The organism is Streptomyces hygroscopicus subsp. hygroscopicus (assembly GCF_030269125.1).
In the GTDB taxonomy this organism is placed as follows: Bacteria; Actinomycetota; Actinomycetes; order Streptomycetales; family Streptomycetaceae; genus Streptomyces; species Streptomyces hygroscopicus_C.
Genome location: NZ_BSSM01000004.1, coordinates 67526 through 91697 on the forward strand (window position 1 = coordinate 67526; position 24172 = coordinate 91697).

Annotated in this window: 22 protein-coding genes and 1 pseudogene; 9 read left to right on the forward strand and 14 right to left on the reverse strand. The window is 72.9% G+C overall.

Features of this window, described 5'->3' with window-relative positions; all coding sequences use genetic code 11:
- The first annotated feature begins 57 nt into the window (after positions 1-57).
- Positions 58-570, forward strand: a complete 513-nt coding sequence (locus QSK45_RS11120; protein ID WP_285555662.1) for an ArsR/SmtB family transcription factor — start codon at positions 58-60, stop codon at positions 568-570.
- Positions 571-747: 177 nt separating this feature from the next.
- On the opposite strand, the pseudogene QSK45_RS38445 reads toward QSK45_RS11120, so the two are convergent.
- Positions 748-1044, reverse strand: a pseudogene (locus QSK45_RS38445) (GNAT family N-acetyltransferase); the annotation flags it as partial.
- A gap of 132 nt (positions 1045-1176) precedes the next feature.
- The gene (locus QSK45_RS11125) at positions 1177-1641 is read right to left on the reverse strand and encodes a MarR family winged helix-turn-helix transcriptional regulator (RefSeq protein WP_285555664.1); all 465 of its coding nucleotides are present in this window, start codon (positions 1639-1641) and stop codon (positions 1177-1179) included.
- A 71-nt stretch (positions 1642-1712) separates the two neighbouring features.
- On the opposite strand from QSK45_RS11125, the gene QSK45_RS11130 reads away from it, so the two are divergent.
- A complete protein-coding gene (locus tag QSK45_RS11130) occupies positions 1713-2660 on the forward strand; it encodes an NAD-dependent epimerase/dehydratase family protein (protein WP_285555666.1) in 948 nt (315 codons plus the stop codon).
- A gap of 91 nt (positions 2661-2751) precedes the next feature.
- Here the strand turns inward: QSK45_RS11130 and QSK45_RS11135 are convergent, their stop codons facing one another.
- Entirely contained in the window at positions 2752-3879 is a 1128-nt protein-coding gene (locus QSK45_RS11135) for a helix-turn-helix domain-containing protein (RefSeq protein WP_285555668.1), read from the reverse strand.
- A gap of 174 nt (positions 3880-4053) precedes the next feature.
- On the opposite strand from QSK45_RS11135, the gene QSK45_RS11140 reads away from it, so the two are divergent.
- The 3 genes from QSK45_RS11140 to QSK45_RS11150 are packed head-to-tail and all read left to right on the forward strand — an operon-like array spanning position 4054 to position 7594.
- Entirely contained in the window at positions 4054-5403 is a 1350-nt protein-coding gene (locus QSK45_RS11140) for a flavin-containing monooxygenase (protein WP_285555670.1), read from the forward strand.
- Complete coding sequence (locus tag QSK45_RS11145) at positions 5400-6251, forward strand: SDR family NAD(P)-dependent oxidoreductase (RefSeq protein WP_285555672.1); 852 nt, start codon at positions 5400-5402, stop codon at positions 6249-6251. Before QSK45_RS11140 ends, QSK45_RS11145 begins: the two co-directional genes overlap by 4 nt.
- Positions 6248-7594, forward strand: coding sequence for an MFS transporter (locus QSK45_RS11150; protein ID WP_285555674.1), 1347 nt, complete (start codon positions 6248-6250; stop codon positions 7592-7594). Before QSK45_RS11145 ends, QSK45_RS11150 begins: the two co-directional genes overlap by 4 nt.
- Here the strand turns inward: QSK45_RS11150 and QSK45_RS11155 are convergent.
- From QSK45_RS11155 to QSK45_RS11180, 6 genes are read right to left on the reverse strand one after another with little or no spacing between them, the layout of a single operon-like run.
- On the reverse strand, positions 7542-8453 hold the full coding sequence (locus QSK45_RS11155; RefSeq protein WP_285555676.1) for an STM4011 family radical SAM protein: 912 nt from the start codon (positions 8451-8453) through the stop codon (positions 7542-7544). The genes QSK45_RS11150 and QSK45_RS11155 overlap by 53 nt on opposite strands.
- Positions 8454-8463: 10 nt before the next feature.
- Positions 8464-9822: an STM4012 family radical SAM protein gene (locus QSK45_RS11160; protein ID WP_285555677.1), complete on the reverse strand. Its 1359-nt coding sequence runs from the start codon at positions 9820-9822 to the stop codon at positions 8464-8466.
- Entirely contained in the window at positions 9819-10625 is an 807-nt protein-coding gene (locus QSK45_RS11165; RefSeq protein WP_285556307.1) for an STM4013/SEN3800 family hydrolase, read from the reverse strand. Before QSK45_RS11165 ends, QSK45_RS11160 begins: the two co-directional genes overlap by 4 nt.
- Before the next feature lie 14 nt (positions 10626-10639).
- On the reverse strand, positions 10640-11806 hold the full coding sequence (locus QSK45_RS11170) for an STM4014 family protein (protein ID WP_285555679.1): 1167 nt from the start codon (positions 11804-11806) through the stop codon (positions 10640-10642).
- Complete coding sequence (locus QSK45_RS11175; protein WP_285555682.1) at positions 11787-12752, reverse strand: STM4015 family protein; 966 nt, start codon at positions 12750-12752, stop codon at positions 11787-11789. Before QSK45_RS11175 ends, QSK45_RS11170 begins: the two co-directional genes overlap by 20 nt.
- Positions 12753-12759: 7 nt before the next feature.
- Positions 12760-13716 (reverse strand): STM4015 family protein, encoded by a 957-nt coding sequence (locus QSK45_RS11180; RefSeq protein WP_285555684.1) that lies wholly within the window; start codon positions 13714-13716, stop codon positions 12760-12762.
- A gap of 174 nt (positions 13717-13890) precedes the next feature.
- On the opposite strand from QSK45_RS11180, the gene QSK45_RS11185 reads away from it, so the two are divergent.
- The 3 genes from QSK45_RS11185 (at position 13891) to QSK45_RS11195 (ending at position 16664) form a co-directional block, all read left to right on the forward strand.
- Entirely contained in the window at positions 13891-14217 is a 327-nt protein-coding gene (locus tag QSK45_RS11185) for a DUF8820 family protein (RefSeq protein ID WP_285555686.1), read from the forward strand.
- Between the two features lie 268 nt (positions 14218-14485).
- A complete protein-coding gene (locus tag QSK45_RS11190) occupies positions 14486-15571 on the forward strand; it encodes a DUF6745 domain-containing protein (protein WP_285555688.1) in 1086 nt (361 codons plus the stop codon).
- A gap of 448 nt (positions 15572-16019) precedes the next feature.
- Positions 16020-16664, forward strand: a complete 645-nt coding sequence (locus QSK45_RS11195; protein WP_285555690.1) for a LysE family translocator — start codon at positions 16020-16022, stop codon at positions 16662-16664.
- Positions 16665-17035: 371 nt separating this feature from the next.
- On the opposite strand, the gene QSK45_RS11200 is transcribed toward QSK45_RS11195, so the two are convergent.
- From QSK45_RS11200 to QSK45_RS11210, 3 genes are all read right to left on the reverse strand, one after another.
- Complete coding sequence (locus tag QSK45_RS11200) at positions 17036-18463, reverse strand: MFS transporter (RefSeq protein WP_285555692.1); 1428 nt, start codon at positions 18461-18463, stop codon at positions 17036-17038.
- Positions 18456-18902, reverse strand: a complete 447-nt coding sequence (locus QSK45_RS11205; RefSeq protein ID WP_285555693.1) for a MarR family winged helix-turn-helix transcriptional regulator — start codon at positions 18900-18902, stop codon at positions 18456-18458. Before QSK45_RS11205 ends, QSK45_RS11200 begins: the two co-directional genes overlap by 8 nt.
- Before the next feature lie 173 nt (positions 18903-19075).
- Positions 19076-19876: an SAM-dependent methyltransferase gene (locus QSK45_RS11210; protein WP_285555695.1), complete on the reverse strand. Its 801-nt coding sequence runs from the start codon at positions 19874-19876 to the stop codon at positions 19076-19078.
- An 817-nt stretch (positions 19877-20693) separates the two neighbouring features.
- On the opposite strand from QSK45_RS11210, the gene QSK45_RS11215 reads away from it, so the two are divergent.
- Positions 20694-21773, forward strand: a complete 1080-nt coding sequence (locus tag QSK45_RS11215) for a fatty acid desaturase family protein (RefSeq protein ID WP_285555697.1) — start codon at positions 20694-20696, stop codon at positions 21771-21773.
- 140 nt (positions 21774-21913) lie between these two features.
- Here the strand turns inward: QSK45_RS11215 and QSK45_RS11220 are convergent, their stop codons facing one another.
- Together QSK45_RS11220 and QSK45_RS11225 are read right to left on the reverse strand one after the other, a co-directional pair.
- On the reverse strand, positions 21914-23098 hold the full coding sequence (locus QSK45_RS11220) for a macrolide family glycosyltransferase (RefSeq protein ID WP_490993544.1): 1185 nt from the start codon (positions 23096-23098) through the stop codon (positions 21914-21916).
- Positions 23099-23317: 219 nt separating this feature from the next.
- Complete coding sequence (locus QSK45_RS11225; RefSeq protein ID WP_285556310.1) at positions 23318-23959, reverse strand: CatB-related O-acetyltransferase; 642 nt, start codon at positions 23957-23959, stop codon at positions 23318-23320.
- Between the last annotated feature and the right edge of the window lie 213 nt (positions 23960-24172).

A 24172-nucleotide genomic window follows, 5' to 3' on the forward strand; every position in this document is an offset into this window, starting at 1 on the left:
GGGCGTCAGTAGAGCACTGGCCTTGCCAAAGCGTCAAGAATCCTAGACGCTTTCTCCATGGCCGAAGCCACTCAGGATCCGTCGATGCGTGTCTCCACGCCCGAGCAGCACAAGGCGCTGGGGCACCCCTTGCGGCAACGCCTGCTCTTCTCCCTCGCCCGGCAGTCCGCGACCACCAGCCAGCTCGCCGCCGCGCTCGGCGTGGCGAAGGGCAGCGTCGGGCACCACCTGAAGATCCTGCGCGAGGCGGGTCTTGTCCGCGTCGTCGAGAGCCGGCGGGTACGCGGGGGCGTCGAGCAGTACTACCAGCGCACCGCGCTCCGCATGGACATCGACGACCCCACCGGCGGCTCCACCAGAGCGGCGCTCGCCGGTTTCGCCGACGAACTCACAGCTGCCGCGGACCCGCTGCTGATCCTGCGGCACCTGCGCCTGACACCCGAACAGGCCGCGAGACTGACCGCGGTCCTGACGGAGATGGCCGAGGGCGCCACCGACGACGGGCCGGGCCAGTCCAGCTACGGCCTCCTCATCGGCATGTACCGCAAACCCCCTGCCCCGACGCGGTGACATGACGCCTGCCGAGCAAGCGCCGCCGGGGGCCCGGACCTGCCTCCACGTCTCCGCGGGCGCGGCGTCGGGGCATCGGTCGGCCGTGCGCCGCGTCACCGTCCTCAGCCTCACCGGACAGGACGACTGGCGTGTGACGCGAACCCGGAGGATGAGGTCACGCGGCTCGGTGAAGCCGAGGCCGCGGTAGAGCGCCTCGCCGTCGGAGGTGGCGGCCGGCCGCACGGTCGTGACGGTCGTCTCGTCGGCGAACCAGGTGAGCAGCGCGCTCACGCAGGCGCGGGCGAGCCCGCGACCGCGGAAGTCCGGTGACGTGACGACATTGGCGATCTCGCCGCGCCGGCCGCCGCGGTTGCGCGGACTCGGGGCGTGATCGTCGACGGTGCCGACGGCGCAGCCGACCACGCCGGCACCGGGCACTCGGCGACGAACGCGGCCAGGGCGTCCGGCTCCTCCATCCGGCGGGCGAACCACGCGGCGGCGTCGCCCCTCCAGGTGGGACCGGCGTCCACGTCCTCACCCATCTCCGACATCATCAGCGCCCGGAACTCGACCGGGCGGTCGATGTCCGCCGCGCCGGCGCGCCGGATCAGGACGCGACCGGCGTCATCGGTCACGTCCGTCCCGCCCCTCCCGGGGAGCGAGCACGGCCCGCAGCGCCTGCCGGAACCGCGCGGCCTCGGTCGTGCCGAGCGGGGCGAGGAACTCGTCCTCCGCGGCGACGTACGCCGCGTCGGCCTTCCGGTAGAGCGCGAGCCCCGGTCCGGTCAGCTCGACGGCGTTGCGCCGGCGGTCGTTCGGATCGGGCTTGCGGGTGACGATGCCCTTCGCCTCGAAGGCGTCGATCAGGGCGACCATCGTGGTGCGGTCGACGCCGAGCCTGGCCGCGACCGCCTGCTGCGACATGGGCTCGCGCCCGACGAGCACGCGCAGCACACCGAAGTCCTTGCTGTCGATGCCGAGCGGGGCGAGCGCGGCGTCGGCCAGCGTCGTCAGCCGCAGGTGTGCGTGCTTGACGAGATACCCGAGCGCGTCGTGCGGCTCCATGGGGTGCGGGGCGGGGGTTGGCATGACGAGCATGTTACCCCTAGGCTGATAATCAGTAGTACTGACAATCAGTTGTGCCGACGAAAGAGACAGTCATGATTCTCGTGACAGGCGGAGCCGGTTTCATCGGTTCGCACACCGTTCGAGCGCTCCACGGGGCGGGCGAGGAATGCGTGCTCCTCCAGCGCCGCACACCCGCGGTACCGCCGCGATTGGCCGACCTGCCCGTGGCCATGGCGCAGGGCGACATCGCCGACCTCGAGAGCCTGCGCGCGGTGGGCCGCCGGTACGCGATCACCGGGATCGTCCACCTCGCCATCACGCTGCCCTGGGAGACGGGCGGTGACGACGCGGTCGGGACCGCGCGACGCGCGCTCGACGGCTTCCTCAACGTCGTGCGGGTCGCACAGGAATGGGGCGTACGGCGTGTCGTCGTCGCCGGCACCATCGGCGTCTACGGCGGTGTGGCCGTCGACGGCGCGCTGGGTGAGGACCTGCCGCTGCCGATGGCGCACTTCCACGCCATCCCGACGCTGAAGAAGATCACCGAGCTGCTGGCCGGACAGCTCGCGGCCGAGACCGGCATCGAGATCGTCACCGCGCGCATCTCGGGCACCTGGGGGCCGGGCGGTCACCTGCCCGATCCGTTCTTCCCGGCCCCGTCGCTCGCCCACGCCGCCGCTCGTCGCGGCACACCCGACCTGTCCGGCCTCGCCCACCGGCCGTACGCCGAGGACGCCCTCGACCTCTGCTACGTCAAGGACACCGGTCGGGCGCTCGCGCTCCTGCAACTCGCGCCGGGACTGCGCCACACGACGTACAACGTCGGCTCGGGCCGTGCGACGAGCAACGCCGAGGTGATCGAGGCGATCGCCTCCGTCGAGCCCGGTTTCCACGCCGAGCTGCCCTCACGGGGGGCCGTGCCGTCGCGGTGGCTCGACACGACCCGCCTGCGTGAGGACACCGGGTTCAGCCCCGAGTACGACACCGCCGCCGCGGCCGCGGATTACATCGCCTGGCTGCGGGCGGGCAACGAACGGTAGGGCCCGGCGCCGGGCACCCGGCGACTCCCCGTGCTGATCACCGATGCCCGGCTTCTCCCCGAGAGGGGCCGGGGGCGCCGCACCGCCACCGTCAGCCCGCCCCCTCCACCCCCTCGGCCGCGACCAGCCACGCCCGGCACAACCACCAGGCGTTCAGGGCCCCGAACGTGTCGTACGGATCGATCCCGGTGACCTCCGCGAACCGCTGTACCCGGTTCCGCACGGTGTTCGGATGGACGAACAACCGCTCCGCCGCCGCTGCCACCTCCCGCCCGGCCTCCAGCCAGGCGCGAACGGCCAGCGCGACCGGCTCGGCGTGGGAGCCGAGGGCGGCCCACGCGGGGCGGTGGCGTTCCGTCAGCACGGCGGACAGGTCGGCCCGGTCGGCCACCGCGGCGAGCACCGCGACGTCCGCGACGTGCACCACCCCCGTCCGCCCCGTCGACTCCGCGGCCGTCAGGGCGCAGAGGGCCAGTCGTCGCGCGGCGCCGAGTTCCTCCGGTTCGGCCGGCCCGGCGAGCCCCGCGGCGACACCGGCCCGCGTGCCCGGTGCCTGGGGGAGCACACCGACCAGCAGCCCGTCGAGGTGCCCGGTGAGCCCCTGCGGGCGATCCCGCAGGGCCTGCTCCAGCCCCGCGTCGCCCGGCCGGGCGACCAGCACCCACAGGCCCCCGGTCACGGGCAGCCCCGCCTCGGCCGCGGCCAGCGCGGCCGCCGAGCCGCCTTCCAGCAGTCGGCGCAGGATCGTCAGGTTCCGGTCGTCCGCCTCGCGCCGGCCGGTGTCGGCGGCGCGATGGGCCCTGATCAGCCGGGCGCGCACCGCCTCGGCCCAGTCGTCGTACAGTTCGCGCACGTCCAGCAGCAGACGGGCCTCGATCCCCGCCTCGGCGGCCGCCTCCCGGGCCCGTGACCAGATGGCGCGCTCCGAGACGTGGATGGCGCCGAGCACCGCCTCGATGGGCACGCCCTGCCGGGCGCGCGTGTCACCGAGTTCCGCCACGAAGGACAGCTCGGCCTCCGTGGGGCCCCGTCCGGCGGCCAGCGCACGGGTGGCCGCCGCCAGCAGGGCCCGGGTGTGCCCGGCGATGTCGGCGGGCGCGAGCCCCGCGACCTCGCGCACGGTCGTGCGGACGCCGGTGACCACGGACGGCAGGAGGTCGTCCTCGCCGACCACCCGCTCGATCAGGTCGACCACGCTGTCCCAGCCCTCCTGCCGCATGCGCGGCATGCTCGCACCGGTTGTGGCACGGCACAAGTCAGTGGCCGAATCACGTGGTGCGGGACATGTTCGGGCGCGGTGATCGGACCTACGGTTGGCCGCAGTCACAACGCGGCGGCCGCGGGGTCGTCACACGACCCGGCCGGCCCGCGCCCCGCCCCGAGGAGATCCGCCATGCCCCCTTCCCACCGGGTCGCCGTGATCGGCGCCGGTGCGGCCGGCCTCGCCGCCACCAAGGCCCTGCTCGACGCGGGAGTCGGCGTCGTCACCTACGAGCAGGGCGACCGGCCCGGTGGTCTGTGGGCGCGCGACAACGCGAGCGGACTGTCCCCGGCGTACCCCTCGCTGCACCTCAACACCAGCAAGGGCCGCACCGAGTTCGCCGACTTCCCGATGCCACGGCAGTGGCCGGACTATCCGTCGGCCGACCTCGTGGCCGGCTACCTCGCCCACTACAGCGCGGAGTTCGGCCTCACCGGGCACATCCGCTTCCGTACGGCGGTCGCGTCCGTCGAGCGCGCCGAGGACGGCTGGACGGTCACGACCGGCTCCGGGGAGAAGGACCGGTACGACGCGGTCGTCGTCGCCAACGGCCACAACTGGCAGCCCCGTTGGCCCGAACCGGCGTACCCGGGAAGCTTCGACGGCAGTCAGACGCACGCCCACGACTACCGCGGCCCCGACGCCTTCCGGGACCGGCGGGTGCTCGTCGTCGGCATGGGCAACTCCGCGATGGACATCGCCGTCGACGCCTCCAACGTCGCCCGCGGACCCGTCCTGCTGTCGGCCCGCCGCGGTGTCCACATCGTCCCCAAGTACCTCTTCGGGCGGCCCTCCGACGCCACCGGCGGCGCCCTCGCGGCGCTGCCGTGGCGAGTGCGCCAGCGCGTCGCCGGGACCATGCTGCGGCTGGCCGTCGGAACCCCGCAGCGCTACGGCCTGCCCGCGCCCGAGGGCGGCCTGTTCCAGAACCACCCCACGATCAGCGACACCATCCTGCACCGCCTCACCCATGGCGAGGTCGCCGCCCGGCCCGGGATCGAGCGACTGGCCGGGGACACGGTCGTCTTCACCGACGGCCGCTCGGAACCGGTCGACGTGATCGTGTGGGCCACCGGCTACCGCGTCCACATCCCCTTCCTGTCCGCCCGCTGGGTGGGTGACGATCCGGAGCGACTCCCGCTGTACCAAAGGGTGTTCCACCTGGAGGACCCGAGCCTCGCCTTCGTCGGGCTGATGCAGTCCACGGGTGCGGCGCTCCCTGTGGTGGAGGCCCAGGCCAAGCTGGCCGCCGCCTGGTTCTCCGGCGGCTACGCGCTGCCCGCGCCCCAGGAGCAGCGGCGTGCCGTCGACCGCGCGCTGCGCGCCGCGGTCGCCCGCTGGGGCGACCGGCGCCCGCAGATGCGCATCGACTTCGACCGGTATCTCGTCGGCGTGGCCCGCGAGATCGCGGCCGGACGCGCCCGACTGCGGCGCGGCGCCCGCCCGTTCACCGCACCGGCCCCCGAAGGGAGCCCCGTATGAAGGCAGCACCCATGACGCGAAGGGGCCTGCGCGACGCCCGGGGCCTGCGTGTCCTCGTCACCGGAGCCTCCGGCACCTTCGGCCGGGCCGTCTGCGCCCGCCTCGCCGGACTCGGCGCCCACGTCGTCGGGTTGGACCGGGCGCCCCGCCCGGACGACCCGGTGGAGGTGCTCGCCTGCGACATCACCGACGACGCGGGCACGGCGACCGCCGTGGCCGTCGCGATCGACCGGCTCGGCGGCCTCGACCTGCTCGTCAACAACGCCGGCGTCGGCGGCCCCGCCCCGGCCGAACTCCCGCCCGGGGCCGAGGTGCGGCGCCAGTTGGACATCAACCTGCTCGGCGCCTGGCGGGTGACCGCCGCGTGCGTGGCCGCCCTGGTGGCCTCCCGCGGCCGGATCGTCATGGTCTCCTCACGCATGGCCGCCCTGCAACTGCCCCTGGCCGCCGCCTACGGCGCCTCCAAGCGGGCGCTGGTCGCCTACGCCGACGCGCTGCGCCTCGAACTCGGCACCCACGTCGGCGTGACCTGCGTGTACCCGTCGGCGGTACGCAGCCCCATCCACGACTCGACCGCCGAGGCCGGACTCTCCCTGGACGGCATGAGCAGCTACGAGCCGCTGGAGGGCGTGGTCGACACCGTGCTCCGCGCCGCCCTGGGCCGCCGGGTGCGTCGAGACCTGTCCACCACCCGCCGCGGGGCCGTCGAGTTCTTCCTGGCCCGCCATCTGCCCTCCCTCACCGACCGGATCGTCGCCCGCGCCCTCGCAGGCCGGGCGCGCTCCGGCGCCTTCGAGGGCGCGGAGATGGCCGCCGGCGTCGTCAGACGCCACACGGAGGCACCGTGACCGCGGTGACCCGTACGACGGGGGAGCCCGCCGCCTCGATCCGCCCCCGGGCCGCCGACCTCACCCTCTACGCGGCCGGCTCCGTCGGCATGGGCGTGTGGGTCACCGTCCCCGGCCTGCTGCTCCTCTACTTCCTCACCCGGACCCTCGGCGTCCCCGCCTTCCTCGCCGGTACGACCCTGCTGCTGCCGAAGATCGTCGACGTCGTCGTCCACCCCCTCCTCGGCTCCCTGACGGACCGCCAGGCGCGCCGCAGCGGGCACCGGCGCGGCCTGCTCCGCGTGGGGCTGTGGCTGACGGCGGCATGGATCGCCCTGTTCTCCGTCCCCGCGGGCCTGTCCGGAACACCGGCCGCGCTGTGGGTCGGCTGCTGCTGCGTCGCCGGGAACCTGCTGTTCGCCTGCTTCCAGGTGCCGTATCTGACGACGCCGTCCGACCTGCGCATCGGCTACCACGAACGCACCCGCGTCTTCATGTTCCGGATGGTCTTCCTCACCCTGGGACTGCTCGTCGCGGGCGTCGCGGCACCGGCTCTGGTCGGTTCGGGAGGCCGCGGAGCCTATGCCCGGATGGCGCTGCTGCTGGCCGGGCTCCTGGTGGTCTCGCAACTGGTCGCCCTCACGGGCGTGCGCGGGCTGACCGACCGATGCGGATTCCGGTCCCCGGACGAGCGCGCCCACTCCGCCCGCGACGACATCAGGACCGCCTGGCGCGACCGCGACTTCCGGGCGCTGGCGCTGTCGTACCTGTGCACCGGGACCACCACACACCTCTTCCTGGCCGCCGTGCCCTTCTACACCGAGTACGTCCTGCGCGACCGCGGCCTGACCGCCGTGCTGATGGGCGCCTTCCTGATCCCCGCGACCGTCGCCGGTCCCGGCTGGCTGCGCGCGTCGAGGCGCATCGGCAAGCAGAACGGACTCCTTCTCTCCCAGACCGTCTTCGCCGCCGGCTCCCTCGCGCTGGTGGCCGGCGGACGGCTCGGCGCGGCCGGGTCCGCCGTCCTGGTGGCGGCCATGGGCACCGCCTTCGCCGGGCTCCAGCTGTTCGCCTTCTCGATGGTCCCGGACGCGGTGGCCGCGGCCGGGACCCGCGGCTCCGCCCGCGCGGGCGCCTACACCGGGGTGTGGACCGCCACCGAGGCGGCCGGGACCGCGCTCGGCCCCTACGTCTACTCCGCGGTGCTCGCCCTCGGTGGCTTCGTGTCCACCACCGAGGGCCGCGCCGTGCAGCAGTCCCACGCCGCGCACGTCGGAGTGCTGCTGGGTGTCACGGTGGTCCCGGCCGCGTTCATGGCGGTGGCGACGGCGTTCCAGCGCCGGTGCGGACTCGACCGCCGCTGACCTGCTCCCGGCGGGGGGCCGAGGCCGGAATCCGCTCCAGCACCCCGCCCGCGAACACGTCGTACAGCGGCAGCGTCTCCAGATGGACGTAGCCGATGTGGCAGTCGCAGACCGCGAGCGGACAGACCCGGGGCCGCAGGGCCCGCCGGTAGGAGCCGTCGTAGAGGTTGCCCAGCTCCGCGCGGACGAAGTGGCAGCGGCGCACCGTGCCCTCGCCGTCCACCGAGACGACCGACTCGCCCGTACGGCAGGGCAGGCCCGCGCTGCGGTGCGGACGGCGGCTGTACGGGAAGAGCGGGTCCAGCGCGGTCCACCGATCGGCCTCCGCGTCGGTGTAGGTGTGCCCCTCGGCGGCGTTGACCCACAGGTAGACCCGCTCGGGCAGGTCGGCGCGCAGCCGACGGGCGTGCTCCAGGTGCTCGGGCAGGCCGACCACTCCGACGCTGTACCGCACACCTCGGGCGGCCAGACCGCGGCACTTGGCGAGGAAGCGGTCGTACGGCGTCTGCCCCGGATGGTAGGTGCACCACAGCGCGAGGGTGTCCAGGTCGGCCGCCTCCAGCCAGTCGGTGCGGCAGCTGAGGTTGGTCTGGATCGCCACCCGCCGGACGTGCGGCAACCGGCTCAGTTCCACGAGCGCACGCCGGTACCAGGAACGCACCAGGCCCTCGCCCCACGGCGTGAACAGCAGCGACAGCCGATCGCCCTCCTGTGCCGCCGCCCAGCCGGCGAAGCGCTCCAGGGCGGCCCGGTCGGCGGCCAGTTGGTCACGGCTGTCCCGCCGCTTGGCGAAGGGGCAGTACGGGCAGTCGTAGTCGCACGACGCCAGCGGGCCCCGGTAGAGAATCGTCAGGTCCATGCGCGCCCCGTCACTTCGGCTCGTACGCGGCCATGCGCGCGCGTACGGCGGCGGAGAACAACGCGGGGCCCACCGCGTCCGAGTGCGCCAGCCCCTCGGGGCTCAGCCGCAGCAGCTCCGGGCCCGCGGTGTCGTCCAGCCAGCCCCGGTCGCCGAACCGCGCCAGCTCGGCGGCGAAGTCGTCGCCCGGCAGGCTGCCGAACCGGGTCCGGTAGCCGGCCACCGGCATGCCCTCGGCCTGGAGCAGCGACTGCAGCAGATGGCGGCGCCGCGCCTCGTCCCCGGTCATCTCCCAGCCGAAGTCCGCGTGCCGGAAACCGTCGGCGGAGCGGGCGGCGTACGCGTCGATGATCCCGCGTATGCGGTGCATGTCCACCGCGTAGTCGAACGAGTAGTGCAACCGGGAGGTGTACGACCGCGCGCCGCAGCCGAGACCGACCATGCCGTCCGTCTGGCACGCGTAGTCGCCCGCGCCGGTGTCCGGGGCGTCCGCGCGGCGGAACATCCGCATCGACACCTGCTCGTAGCCGTGCGCGCGCAGATGGTCCCGGCCGTGGCGGTACAGCCGCAGCCGCTGCTCGTCCCACTCGGCCTCGCCGGACACCACGGGCTCGCGCCGTCGGCCGAGACCCGTGAGCGGTCGCACGTAGAGGGGGTAGAGGTACAGCTCCTCCGGCCGCCACGCGAGGGCCGCGTCCAGGGAACGGGTGAAGGACTCCTCGGTCTGTCCGTCGATCCCGTAGATCAGATCGATGTTCAGCACGGGGATGCCCGCGTCGCGGACCCGGGCGAGGGCCGCCTCCACGTCCGCCCGCCGCTGCGGTCGAACGGCGGTGCGCGCCTCGGCGTCGACGAAGCTCTGCACACCCAGGCTCAGCCGGGTGGTGCCCCGGTCGGCCAGCACCGCCAGCCGGTCGGCGGTCGCCGTGGCGGGCGAGGCCTCCACCGACAACGGGACCGCGGCGAGATCGGCGCCCAGCCCCCGCTCGGCCAGATCGCACAGCCGCTCCAGCTCCGCCGCCTCCAGGAACGTCGGAGTGCCGCCGCCGAAGGCCGCGTTGGCGAACCGCGCTCCCTCGCCCAACGCCTCGCGCACCGCCGACGCCTGCCGTTCCAGCGCGTCCAGATAGGCACCGGTCAGGCCGTCCGGCGCGCCGATCCGCGTGAAGAGGTTGCAGAAGCCGCAGCGCACCTCGCAGAAGGGGATGTGGAAGTAGAGCGAGAGCGCGCCCTTCGGCTCGTCCGCCCACAGGGCGCGCAGCGACGCCTGCTCGCGGGCCAGCGGGCGGTAGGCCGTCTTGTGCGGATAGGCGTAGACGTACTGCTGGTACGGGCGGACGGCGGTGGCCGTCGCGGCGTTGCCGGTCATCGTGCCTCGTCGACGAAGAAGTGGGTGTAGGGGACGGTCCAGACCACGTCGTGGCCGATGCGGTGGCCCGTGTAACCGTCCTCGCCGTACGCGGTGCCGTGGTCGGAACAGACGATCGCGAGGCACGGACGGCGGCTGCCGGCCGCGGCCAGGAGCCGGCCCATGTGCCGGTCCACGTACTCCAGGGCCGCCGCGTGCGATTCCCGGGTGTCTCCCGCTTCGCGGGTGGCGCCGGGCAGATGGAACCAGTTGGGCTGGTGCAGCGCCGCCACGTTCACGAAGAGGAACAGCCGCTGCTCCTCGGGGAGACCGGCGACGACCTTCTCGGCGCACGCCACCTGGGCCTCGAACGAGGTGGGGGAGGCCACCCCGAACTCCGGCTCCCAGTGACTCTCCTGGAACATCCCCGGCAGCACCGAGCCCAGCGGCCCCTGCTTGTTGAAGAAGCCCACACCGCCGATGCACACGGTGCGGTAGCCCGCGGCGGCCAGACCCGAGACCAGGTCGGGGGTGTCGTAGACGAACGTGCCCGGCGCCGTGCTCTCACTGCCCGCGAACCGGGCGGCGAACAGCCGCGGATGCGGGCCCGGCGCGGTCGGCGTCGGCAGGAACCCCGCGAACATCGCCTGGTGGGAGGCGTAGGTGAAGCTCCCGGGCGCGTGCCTGCGTTCCCAGCCGCCGTCCGGCAGATACCGGGCCAGGTTCGGGAGGCGCCCGGCCTCGGCCAACTCCTGTGCCACGTCGTAGCGCAGGGTGTCGAGCGTGACCAGCAGCAGATCGTGGCTGCCCACGATCCCGGTCATGTCGAGCGGGGATGTCATCGGTGGTGCTCCTCGTGTTCCGGCTGCTGTTCGCCACACGCCGTCGGCCGTGCGACGGCGGGGGCCGCGGCGACCTGCGCGGCGTAGGTGTCCAGGTGCTCGGCGCCGCTGCCGGGCAGGCCGGTCAGGCGGGGGAGCAGATCCCCGAAGGCGTTCACCTCGCCGACGGCGAAGCGGCGCCAGCCGGTGGCCGGCAGGATGTCCACGCCGACGCACAGCGTGCCCGGGAAGCACGCGGCCGCCCGCTCGGCCACCTCGACGACCTCGGCGAAGTCGCCGCCCGCGGCCCGGATAGCCTCGCGGGCCGCGTCCAGATCGCCCCGGGCACCGCCGAGATGCAGATTGGTCATGGGGTGCCGGCTGGTCCGTACGACGGCGTGCGTGGCGCGTCCCGCGACCACGACGACCCGCAGATCGGCCGCCCGGCCGCCCTGCATGGCCTTCGGCAGCCACCGCTCCACGTGGACCCCGTCCGGGACCAGGGCGTCGACCAGGGCGGCGACCTCGCGCTCCGACGTGTAGTCGCGCACCCGCAGCGAGTTGTACAGCCGCCCGTCGTCGCCCCGCTCCACGGAGGTCGTCGCCTTGACCCGGCCGGGACCCGCCACCGACAGCGCCAGGACACCGGAGGCCGACGAGCCGTGGGCGGGCTTCACGAACGCCCGCTGGAAACGAGCCTCCCCGAGGCGCCGCCGAACCCCGTCCCAGCCGTCGAACGGACCGGTCAGCGCCGGTGGGACCGGGACTCCCGCGGCGGCGAGCCGGGCATGGCAGCGCCGCTTGTCGAACATCACCGCGATCTCCTCCGGGTCCGCGCTCGTCACCGCGCCGGCACGACGCGCCGCTCGGCCCAGTTCCCGTACCAGGGAGGTGAAGCGGCGGTACCACAGCGCCGTGCCCTCGACCCGGGTCGGATCGTCGACGCCGCGCAGCAGCCGGTCGACCTCGGCGTCCTCGCCGGGGGAGTCGATCCGTACCCACTCGCCCCGCGCGAAGGCGTACCGGCCGCGCAGTACGTCCCGCCACGCGAGCACGCGCGGTGCCGGGTGCCCCGCGGCGCGCACGGCGTCGGCGAACATGGTCGTCCGCCGGTTCTCCGGGTTGCCGACGACGGCGAACCGGACGCTCGCACCGGACGCCGGGTCACTCGGAGACGGCGACATAACGCCACTCCTCGCCCCGCCACCGGTGCGGAGCGAGGCGCTCCGACAGGTCCACGTCGGTCCCGGCGGAGCCGATGGCCGCCTCGACCCGCTCGGCCATGGACTCGCCGAGGAAGTGGTGGTGCAGATCGAGCCGCTTGAGATGGGTCAGCGGCTGGCCGCGCAGCAACGCCTCGGCACCGGCGTCGGTGAGGGTGCCCATCGACAGGCTCAGCGACTCCAGCTGGGCCACGACGGGCGCGGAGGCGACGGCCGCCGCGATCTCGTCCTGCAACTCGCTGTCCTGGAGGCCGAGGTGGCGCAAGGCCGGGAAACGGCCCCCGGACAGGATCGGCGCCAGGTCGGCCACCGTGGCATCACCGCCGTACGCCTCCACCCCGAGCCACAGCTCCAGCCGCTCCAGGGCGGGCAGTTCACAGGCACCGACCGCCCGCACCACCTGCCCCGGCAGGCCACCCGACTCGAACCGCAGTACACGCAGCGCGTCGTGCCGCACGGGGCGCAGGGAGAGGGCCTCCTCGCCGAGCCCCTGCGAGTCGCCGCCGCGCACGCCCAGCTCCTCCAGCAGGGGAAAGCCTTCCAGGACCGGGGTGATGTCGGTGAGCTGGAGCCAGGAGATCTCGCACTCCTCGCCGGTGACGTCGGCGAGGAACAGGGCGCGCAGCGCGGGGAAACGGGCGGCGTCGGCCAGGACCAGCTCCAGCACGGGACGCAGCTCGCCGTACTCGTCCTCCCACCAGGGCCCGATGACGAGGGCCCGCACGTCCGCGCTCGGCACGCGCTCCTTGAAGCTCTGCCACAGCTCGGGGAACGGGATGTCCCCGGCCTCGAAGCAGTCCAGCCGCCAGGCCACGTCGCCCGCGGCCGGAAGCGCCTCCTCTCCCGGCTCGGGCAGGGTGAGGACGGGCAGTCCGTGAAAAGTGTCGAAGTGATCGGCGAAGGTCATGGCAGCCTCACTCCGCGACCGCGGTGTAGCGGTGCACGACGCCGTCGTGCTCCCAGGTGTCGCCGGGCTCGGACAGGTCGACCTCGACACCGGACGGCTCCAGCGCCGCCCGGACCCGCTGGGCCACCGACTCGGTGACGTAGTTGTGGCGCAGGTCGAGCCGGGTGAGGTGGGTGAGCGGCTGCCCGTCGAGCAGTGCGATCACCCCCTCGTCGGTGAGCACCCCCATGGACAGGTCGAGCGAGGCCAGCTGGGCGACGACCGGGGCGCCCGCGACGGCGGCGGCGATCTCGTCCTGGATCTCGCTGTTGCGCAGGCCCAGCCGGCGCAGCGCCGGGAAGCCGCCCCCGGCCAGGAGCGGGGCGAGGTCGGCCACCGTCGCGTCGCCGCCGTACTCGGACACGCCGAGCCATATGTCGAGGTGCTCCAGCGCGGGCAGTTCGCTCGCGGCGACACCACGTACGACCTCGCCGGGCAGACCGCCGGTCTCGAAACGGAGCGTGTGCAGCCGCTGGTGGCGGACCGCCGGGAAGCGCAGTCCGGTGCCGCCGCGGATCCCGAACTCCTCCAGCAGCGGATAGGCGTCGAGGACCGGGGTGACGTCGGACTGCTCGATCCAGGAGATCTCTTCCTCCTCCTGCTCCAGATCCCCGATGAACACGGCCCGCAGGCCGGTCAGCCGCTCCCGGGCCGCCACGAGGCGGCGCACGATGAACTCGGAGTCGTTGTCGTACGCCTCGCCCCACCGGCCGACGACGATGGCGCGCACACCGGCGGGGTCCACGGTCTCCAGGAAGCGGTCCCACAGCTCCTCGAACTCCTCCTCCGAGTCGTCGTCGTAGGGATCGGTGCTCAGCCGCCACGCCACCGCGTCCGCCTCCGGCAGCTCCCGAGCCGCGTCGGGGGCGGGGAAGTCGAAGGCCGGGAGGCCGTGCAGTTCCTTCAGATGCTCGACGTAGGACATGACGCGCTGGCCTCCTGGGACCGTGATCGTGCGGTGGTTGGCAAAGTTCTACCAACCCGCACCGACAACGCGGATGACGGGCCGTGGGAGGCCGCTCGCGGGGCCGTTGTCAGACCCTCCGCGTAGCGTCGTGGACATCGGTCGGCGAGGCACCGACCGGGATGGGAGACACGTATGTACCGGCAAGGGGACGTCCTGATCGTGCCCGTGGCGGAGGAGGCGGTGCCGCCGGGCACCGACCGGCTGCCGCGCCAGCCGCGGGACGCCCGGGGCAGGCTGGTGCTGGCCCTGGGCGAGGTCACGGGCCACGCGCACGCCGTGGTCGGGCCGGGCACGCTGGTCCGCGAGAGCGGCCCGTTCGGCACCGCGTACCTCCATCTCCCGGACGGCGGACGGGTGGTGCACGAGGAGCACGCGGCGATACCGCTGCCCAAGGGCTGGTACCGCGTGGTGCGCCAGCGCGAGTACGTGCCCGGCGCGGTCCGCGTCGTGGCGGACTGAGGCGGCGGGCGCGACAGTGGCGGGGACCAGTGGGGAAACAGGGGGATCGACGACGGTGGTTGACGGGGGAGTCGGGGGATCGGTGACGGTGGTTGATGGGGGAGTCGGGGGATCGGTGACGGTGGTTGATGGGGGAGTCGGGGGATCGGTGACGGTGGTTGACGGGGGAGTCGGGGGATCGGTGACTTCGATCGGTGGGGGCGCTGGGGGATCGGTGACGGCGGTTGACGGGACGGTTCGGGGATCGGTGACGGCGGGCGGTGGAGCGGTGACGGCGGAGACGACCCGCACGTGGCGGGCGGTTGCCTCGGCGACCGGTCCCGCGGACCGCGCGGCGGCCGAGGAGGGCGTGCGCCTGGCCTACCGGCTGGCGGGCCTGCCGGAGCCCGAGACCATCGTCTGGGCGGACTCGCCCCGCGAGGGCGCGGCCCTGGCGGCCCGGCTCACGGCGCGGGGCACGGCCGGCCGCGGCGTCCGCGTCGCGGTGCGCACGCGCCCGTGGGCGACCGCGCGCCGGCGCCTCCTCGACCGGCTCGGCCCGGCCGGCTGGGCCGGGCACTGGGCCCTGACCGGTGCTCAGCTGTGGGACGGCATGGTCATGCTGACCGAGCGGATACGGGCCGGTGTGACGGAGGACCGGGCTGCCTCGGCAGACGGACCGTCCGGGGTGCCGGACACCTCCGCTGGGGCTCCGGGCGCCTCCGCCGACGCGGTGGCCGCCGAACAGGAGGTCCGCCTGGTACTCCTCGACGCGGTCCTCGGTCAGCAGGACGCGGCCTGGCTGGCGGCGTTCGACGGCCAGGAGGGCGGGGAGGCGCTCGCCGGGATCGCCGCGGTGGCCCGCGCGGCGGGCTGGTGGTGGCCGTACGAGAAGACGGCGGTCGTCTGCGAGCGTCCCGTGGAACTCCACCTGGACGAGGCGGGCCGGCTCGACCGGGGCGACGGCCCCGCGCTCGCCTTCCCCGACGACTTCGCCCTGTACGCCTGGCGCGGCATGCCGGTCCCGGCCGAGTTCCTCGACGAACTCACCGAGTTGACGCCCCGGAGGATCCGCGAGGAGGAGAACGCCGAGCTGCGCCGCGTGATGCTGGAGCACTACGGCTACGACCGCTACCTGAAGGAGTCCGGCGCCGAGCCGATGCAGCGGGACGAGACGGGCGTGCTCTGGCGCCTCGAACTGGAGGGCGACGAGCCGCAGGTGATGGTCGAGGTCGTCAACTCCACCCCGGAACCCGATGGCACCCACCGCACCTACTGGCTCCGTGTCCCTCCCCGCACCCGCACCGCCCGTGAGGGCGTCGCCTGGACCTTCGGCCTGGAGGAGGCGGAGTACGCACCGATGCGCCAGACGTGAGCCGACGGAGCCGCCGCGCTCCGGACCCCGGAGCGACTCGGGAAGCCTGGTCGCGGCGTGTCCGCCCCGGCCGAGGCGCCCGAGGGCGTGCCCCACGGGCCTGCGGGAACTCCATGGCAGTGAAGGCCGGTGGCGGCGACGGCGGACGGGCTGCCGGCGCGGTCGAGGTGGCGCATCACGGCTGGAGGCAGGCGCGGACGGCTCCGTGGGCACCGGTGCGACCACGCGTCTTGATCTCTTCCCAGAGGATCCGGGTGTATGTACGGCCCTCGGCCCGGCACCCATGCGGATGAGGCTCGTTGACCAGGAACTCATGGGTTCGTGTGCGGCATGCGGCCGAGACGTGGGCCACCTCAGCCGCCGTGGGTTGCGCGCCCCCACCGCCGAGCACCGCTGACCGGATGCGGGGTGACGCCCGCTGCGCCGGTCTGACATGGTGGCGTGTGTGATGATCTCATCGGCGGCGGCCGGCGGAATGGCTCTGGTCGAACTGGGCATGGCACTGACCCCGGGCCCGAACATGGTGTACCTGGTGTCTCGGAGCGTCAGCCAGGGCCGCGTGGCCGGGCTTGTCTCGCTGGTCGGGACCGCGGTGGGTTTCCTTGTGTACATGACTTTGGCCAACGTGGGGTTGGCGGTGGTCTTCGTCGCCGTCCCGTGGCTGTACATCGGATTCAAAGCTGTCGGCGCGGCCTACCTCGCGTTCCTGGCCTGGCAGACGCTCAGGCCCGGAGGGCGCGGGTTGTTCGAGCCACGCAGCCTCCAGCGCGACTCGCACTGGAGGCTGCTGAGGATGGGGCTGATCACCAACCTGCTCAACCCGAAGGCCGCCATCCTGTACCTCGCGCTCATCCCACAGTTCATCGATCCCGCACGCGGCCACACCACGGCCCAAGGATTCACCCTCGGCGCTGTGCAGATCGCGGTAGGCGTCACCGTGAACGCGCTGATCGTGCTCGCGGCCGGATCGATCGCGGGCCTGCTCAAGAGCCGCCCGGCATGGGCCAAGTGGCAACGGTGGACCACCGGGAGCCTTCTCGGCGCCGTCGCGGTCGTCCTCGCCCGGGAGGTACCCGCCCGCGCGCGGGCTTGAGACCTCCGTCCGCGAACCCTCTCGTACCACCTCGGACCCGCCTTCGGCTCCGGGTCGTTCGTGCGGCGCGGACCGTACCCCTACCGGCTTGCCCCGAGGCTGCATGACCAGCGCCTCCGCACCCTGCGACTGCGCGGAACAGGCGGATCAATCCCACCAGTCGTCGCCGGAGTGCCACGGCCGCACCCACTCCTCGAGGTCCCATGCCCGGTCGCCGGGCGCGGGGACGGCGCCGACGTCGGCGACCGTCCGTACCTCGCCGCGGCAGGGGCCGGTGGTCGGCGGAAGCCGGAACGACTGCCCATCCTCCGGAGCAACGGGTCCCCTGTCTCGTACGGGAGTACGTCCGTGCGGTCCTGGTGCCGGGAGCGCTACCTCGCCGCTGGGGTGTCCGCCGACGGTGCCCGGCCGAGCCTGCGGTCGAGGACGGTCAGCAGGAGGTAGAGCACGCCGGCGCCCAGCATGACCCAGGCGAGCTGGTGCATGCCGCCGGTGTCGGCGCGCTGCCCGAAGGACGCGGCGGTCGCGGAGGAGGCGACCATCGAGCCGATGTAGGCGAAGGTGCGCAGCAGCCCGGCCGAGGACGCGATCCGCTCGGGATCGGCCTGGAAGTACACGCAGTTCTGCAGGGCCAGGTTGTTGAGCCCCTGCGGGATGCCGAAGACGAGGGTGACGAGGAACAGCGTCCACAACGCGCTGCCCGCGTCGAGTGTCAGCATCACCAGACAGGCGACGAGTTGCCCGGCCGCGCCGACCAGCAGCTTCCCGCGCACGCCCGGCCGTCGCCCGGAGGCGATCGAGACAACGATCGCCACCAGGAACGTGGGGATCTGCACCAGCCCCGTGTGGAAGGGGGTCAGCCCGTAGCCCTCTTCGGTCCACTGGCTGAAACCGTAGAGGAAGGCGTAGGCGACGACGTACGCGACGAGCGCACGGCCGTAGGTGGTCATGAGCGGCGTGTTGCCGCCGAACACCCGCAGGTCGATGAAGGGGGTGGCGGCCCGCAGTTCCCGCACCGCGAAGGCGGCCCCGAGGGCGGCGGCGGCCACCAGCAGGTACCCGTCGCGCAGGTGCGGGTTCATCAGGAACAGCAGCAGCGCGGTGAGCATCGCGGCGAACAGCGCCATGCCCGGCAGATCGAGCTGCGCGACCAGCCGGCCACGCCGCCCCGGGGACTCGTCCGTCCCCTCGGCGACGGGTTTGGGCAGCCACAGCAGGCCCAGCACCACGGACGCGACGGACAGCGGCACGTTCAGCGCGGAGGTGGCGCGCCAGCCCCCCAACGCGATCAGCAGACCGCCGAGCAGCGGGCCGATGACCGCGATGGTCTGGTTGGCGACCGCCAGGGCGGTCAGCACCCCGCCGGGGCTGTCCCGCCCGGTGCGCTTGGCCTCGCTGCGCAGCAGGGCCATCGCGGCGGGATAGCCGGAACAGGTGCCGAAGCCGAGCAGGACACGGGAGACGATCAGCACCGCCATGTTCGGGGCCAGGGTGCCGACGACGCCGGCGACCCCGACGAGGCTGGTGCTGAACAGGAAGAGTCTGCGCGGCCCGAAGAGGTCGATGAGCCGGCCGACGACGGGCTGTCCGAGCGAGGTGGCCAGGTAGAGGGCGGAGACCAGCCAGGCGGTCTGCGAGGGCGGCGCGCCCAGGGCCTTGCCGATCGGGACGAGCGCGACGGAGATGATGGTCGAGTTGATCGGGTTCAGGACCGAACCCAGCATCATCGGCGGCAGAAGCCGCCTGTCGAAACCGGGCTTGTCCGTCTCCCGTATCGCCCCCGGTTCCGTCTCAGTCATGGGTCAGCCGTTCCAGTACGGCCATGGCGGCGATCACGTTCCGGCGTTCCTCTTCCGTGCAGCGGTCCTGCAACCGGCCGGCGAGCCACTCCGTCCGGGCCTGCCGCCCCTTCTCCACCCGGCGCCGGCCCTCCGCGGTCAGCTTGATCAGCAGGCGCCGCCCGTCGTCCGGGTCGGGCGTCCGCTCCACCAGACCCAGGGTGGCGAGCGCGGCGACCGTCGCCGTCATCGACTGGTGCCGCACTCCTTCGGACGTGGCCAGCTCACTCGCCGTGACCCCGCCCTTGTCGGCCAGCCGGGCCAGCACCGACGCCTGCCCCAAGGTCATGTCCTCGGACTCGGATGCCTTCAGGATGCGCCGCCGCAGCCGGCTGATCACCGCGCGGACCTCACGCGACGCCTCCACCGCCGACGGCGACAGGCTCGGGTTCTCCCTCATAACCCGCACCTTAACCTGTACAGTCTTACCTGTACAGTTTCGCCTGTATGGGTGAGCCGCGCACGGCATCGGGCACCGGCCGCCTGCCGGCACGTGCGGGGAGGGTGGCCCGCCGGCCCCTTCGCCGGGCGTGAGGACCGATCCGGGCGCCATCCGATCGGCCGCCCTGGGCGTCACACGGACACGCCCTGTGCCTTCCTGGCCAGTCCCGCGGCGATGAGCCGTTCCCAGACGGTCGGTACTCGGGACTCCTCGGTGGGGTCGGGGCGCCACTGGACGGCGGGGACGATGCCCGGTTCCTGGAGGTCCAGGCCCCGGAAGAGGGCGAGGATCTCGGCGTCCGTGCGCCAGCGGCCGCGGCCGAAGGCGCCGATGAGTTCGGCCTGCGCGGCCTCCGTCTCCTCGTTGTGTCCGCAGCGGAAGTGGGAGATGAAGACGTAGCTGCCGGGCGCGATCCGGTCGCTCCAGTAGCGGACGGCCTCGGCCGGGTTCTCGTCGTCGTCGAGGTGGTGGAAGACGGCGCTGAGGATGATGCCGACTGGCTGCCCGAAGTCGATCAGCCGTTCCGTCTCCGGGTGGTGGCGGATGGCGTCCGGGGTGCGGACATCGCCCTGGACGACGGTCGTGGACGCGTTCTCCGCCAGCAGTGCCCGGCCGTGGGCGAGGACGGTCGGGTCCGTGTCGACGTAGACCACGGCCGCCCCGGGCTGATGGCGCTGGGCGACCTGATGCACGTTGTCGGCGGTCGGCAGCCCGCTTCCCAGGTCGACGAACTGCCGGATGCCGGCGCGTGCGAGCGTGCGCACCGCGCGGACCAGTGCCCCTCGGTTGGTGTGGGCGATGGCGACCGACCCCGGCAGGTCGATCTTGAAGCGGTCGCCGATCTCCCGGTCGACGGCGCAGTTGTCCTTGCCGCCGAGCAGATAGTCGTACACCCGGGCGATGCTCGGTGCCTGTCCGTACTCGTCCGCCATCGTCAACTTCCCTTCCCCGGGCCGCTGTTGATGTCATTGTAGGTATCCGCAGAGCCGGACGCGTATGTCCTCGCCCCGATGTGCCCGGTAGTGGGTCGACCTGGGCACGAGGCGATCCCCGGATCTCCGACGACGATCACCTCGTCCGGGGCTGGCGGAGAGCCGCCGTATCGTTACCTCGCCTGTGGCCAGGAGAGCGGCAGCCGGGGGCGGGCGGGACCCGCAGCAGCCCCCGGCCGAACATCAGCCGAACCCGTAGCGGCGGGCCGGATACCACCAGCCCGAACCCCTACCGGCAGTCCCCACCCTGGAGCGCGCCCACCCGGCCGGCCGGGGTCCCCGCGCCTGTGCCGACGGGGGCGGGGACCGTACCAAGCTCGTCGCCGTCATCGCCGCCGCGGCCGTCGTCCTCGCCGCGGGCGTCACCGGCTTCCTGCAAGAACGCCCAAGGGGACCTGGTCTCCTGGGCGTTCTTCGGTGCCAAGGGTGTCCCCGGCGAGATCTAGGACGCGACGGTACGAGAGATCGCCGCCACCGTACGCCTCTACAAGCCCACGTCCGACTCCCGACAACGTCGCCGACTCGCCGACTCGCCGACTCGACGACCCGGAGCGGCCCCGCTGCCGAACAGTCGCCCCGGAGCGGTCCGGGTACCCGACAGTCGCCCCGGATCGGTCCGCCTTCGAGCAGTGCTTCCGAGGTGGCTCGTTCCCTGGGAGGGGTGCTAACCCCCCTCCCGTGACCTGGGGGAAGCCCCCTGTCGGTCCGGTGGCTGGCAGGCTGTCTCGCGTGAACGGCTGTCGCCAGACTCGATGGCATGACGATTTCCCCTGACGCACCCGTGATCGCGGGAGCACCTGCCGCCCGCCCCCACAACTCCCCGTCGCGGGCCGGCAGCGACTTCGCCGGACTTTCCCGGCGCATCACCGAAGCGGGTCTGCTGGAGCGGCGCCCCGGTTACTACACGGTGCGGCTCGGTGTGGTGATCGGGCTGCTGGCGGCGGGCTGGGGAGTCTTCCTCGCGCTCGGTGACACCTGGTGGCAACTCGCGGTCGCCGCGTTCCTGGCGCTGGTCTTCGGCCAAGTGGCCCTGGTGGCGCATGATCTGGCTCATCGGCAGGTCTTCCGGCGGCGCCGGCCGAGCGAGGTCTGGGGTCGGCTCTTCGGCAACCTCGGCATAGGCATGAGCTACGGCTGGTGGATGAACAAGCACACCCGCCACCACGCCAATCCCAACCACGAGGAACTCGACCCGGACGTCGCCCCGGACATCCTGGTCTGGTCCACCGACCAGGCCCGCAACAGCAGCGGCGTGTCCCGCCTCATCGGTGGGTGCCAGGCGGCCCTGTTCTTCCCGCTGCTGACACTGGAGGGCTTCAATCTGCATGTCGCCGGCGTGCGGGCGCTGCGCTCGCCGTCGATGAAGAACCGGCTGCTGGAGGGTTCCCTGCTCTTCCTGCACATCGCGGCCTACCTGACCGCGCTGTTCGTGGTGCTCCCCCCGGGCAAGGCAGTGGCATTCCTCGCCGTGCACCAGTGCCTCTTCGGCGTCTACCTCGGCTGCACCTTCGCGCCGAACCACAAGGGCATGCCGACCTTCACCGGCGACGAGCGGCCCGACTTCCTGCGACGACAGGTACTCACCTCCCGCAATGTGCGCGGCGGCCTGCTCACCGACGTGATGCTCGGCGGCCTGAACTACCAGATCGAGCACCACCTGTTCCCGAGCATGCCCACGCCCCATCTGCGACGGGCCCGGACGGTCGTGCGCGCGTACTGCGCGGAGACAGGCGTGCCGTACTACGAGACCGGACTGATCGAGTCCTACCGCGAGGCGCTCACCCATCTGCACCGGGTGGGGGAACCGATCAGGCGCCAGCGCAGGGAGACGACCTGATGCGTCCGGGTCCTCCGTACCCACTGGCCCGTATCCCGTTCCCCGTTCGCCGGGCCCGCGTCGCGGGAGGGAGCCCCGGAGAGGACCACCGGCCTTCCGGACGGCGGTCCCGCGACCCCGCTGCCCCCCGACACCATGGCTCAGACCGGCAACCCTTCGATGAGGTCGGCGGCACGCGCCGTCCCGCCTTCGGCCCGCGCCTCGGCACTCAGCCGGGCGGAGCGGCGCGCGACCTCCGGATCCCCGAGCAGGTCCTCCAGGGCCGCCCTCAGTGCGTCGGCCGTCGCGTCCGCGGTGTCGATACGGCGGGCCACGCCCAGCTCCACCAACCGGTCGGCGTTCATGAACTGTTCGGCGGCCTGCGGGACGGCGATCATCGGGACGCCCGCGAGCAGGCCCTCGCCGCAGCCGCCCATGCCGGCGTGGGTGACGAAGGCGTCCGCCTCGTCGAGGATCGCGCGCTGCGGGACCCAGGAGTGGACCTCGACATTGGACGGGATGGTGCCGAGTTCCCCCGGGTCGGTGTACTTGCCGATCTGGAGGACGACATGCCAGCCGGGCAGATCGCCGTAGGCCGCGAGGCACTGGCGGTAGAACCCGGGCTGCCGGGTGAAGGCCGAACCCAGGGAGACCAGCAGCACCTTCTCGGCGTCTGGCGGGCGGGTCCAGCCGTCCCCGGTCGCCGCCCGGTCGAAGCAGGGTCCTACGTAGGTCACGGTGCTGGTGTCGACCCGGTCGGCGTGCGGCTGCATCGCCCGGGGGATGAGCGCCAGCGCCCGCGCGGGCCGACCGGAGAAGGAGTCCACATCGGTCGTGGACGCCCCGCACCCGGCGAGCCACTCGGCGAACCTCGCCCGGTAGGCGTCCGCGCCCGGCAACTGCCGGATGTGCGCCGCGACTTCCTCGTCGTAGCCCTCCCAGGCGACGAAGGTCGGGGACAGCTGTATCAGGGGCCGGCCCTGCGACTCGGCGAGGGCGCGCCCGGCGTAGGCGCCGATGTCGTACAGGTACAGGTCCGCCGGGTCCTGGACGTAGGCGGCGTGCAGCCGGGAGAGGGTCCGGATGGCGTCGGAGAGGAAGAGGTCCATCGTGGCGACGGGGTCCTCGGGCCAGGTGTTGTCGGCGAACGGCAGCCCGGAGGGGCAGGGGACGAGTTCGGCGCCGGTGCCCGCGATCAGGTCGGCGACCGCCGGGTCGTTGGCGTACGTCACCCGGTGGCCGCGTGCCACCAGCTCACGGATGACCGCCAGACTGGGCAGGACATGGCTGACGATCGGGATGCCGACCATGGCGATGTGGATACGGCGGCGCGACGCGGAGGGCATGGGGGACAAGAGGACTCACTCGTTCCAGGTCTACGGCGAACGGGGTACGGCAGGCCGGCGTGCCGACGGCACCAGGTCCTGGTGGCGGACACGCCGAGGCATGCGGAGGAGAACCGGGGCGCTGCCCCGAGCCGTTCAGCCGTAGATCTGAGTGAAGTGCATGCTGGTGACTCTAGCCGTACTCACGATCCGGGGCACCGGATTTCCTTCCGCTGTCCCTCACACCCGCGGGGCGGCGGCCTCCAGATCCGCGATGCTGCCCGACATGATGGTGCGGATGTGTTCCGTGATGTGCTCCGCGGGCCAGTCCCACCAGGCCACCGCCAGCAGCCGGGCGACGTCCTCGGAGCCGTGGCGGGTGCGGATGAGGCGGGCCGGGTTGCCGCCGACGATGCCGTAGTCCGGAACATCCGCGGTGACCACGGCACCGGTCGCGATGACCGCGCCGTGTCCGATCCGTACGCCGGGCATCACCGTCGCGCCGTGCCCGAACCAGACGTCGTTGCCGACGACGGTGTCCCCCCGGTTCGGCAGGCCGGTGAGCAGGTCGAAGTGGGCGGCCCAGGAGCCGCCCATGGTGGGGAAGGGGAAGGTCGAGGGGCCGTCCATGCGGTGGTTGGCGCCGTTCATGATGAACCGCACGCCCGTGCCCAGCGCACAGAACTTGCCGATGACCAGCTTCTCCGGCCCGTAGTGGTAGAGCACGTTGCGCGTCTCGAACGCGGTCGCGTCGTCCGGGTCGTCGTAGTACGAGTACTCGCCGACCTCGATCAGCGGGGACTTCACCAGGGGCTTGAGCAGGACGACCCGAGGCTGCTCGGGCATCGGGTGGAGGACGGTCGGGTCGGCCGGTACGGGCATGGTGGGTGCTTCCTCGGAGAGCGCGGGTTCGGTTGGCCGTTCCATGATCGTGTCGTGGGTCCGTCCCGGACACCGAATTCCGGGACCTCCGCCGTCCGATCCTTGTTCTCGCCGGGGCGCGGTGAAGTGGACCAGGCGGTGCGGTGGTTGACGTCGGCCGGTCGAGCTGTTGTACGGTCCCCTCGTTCCGCCGCTGGTGAGGGACGTGCCGTG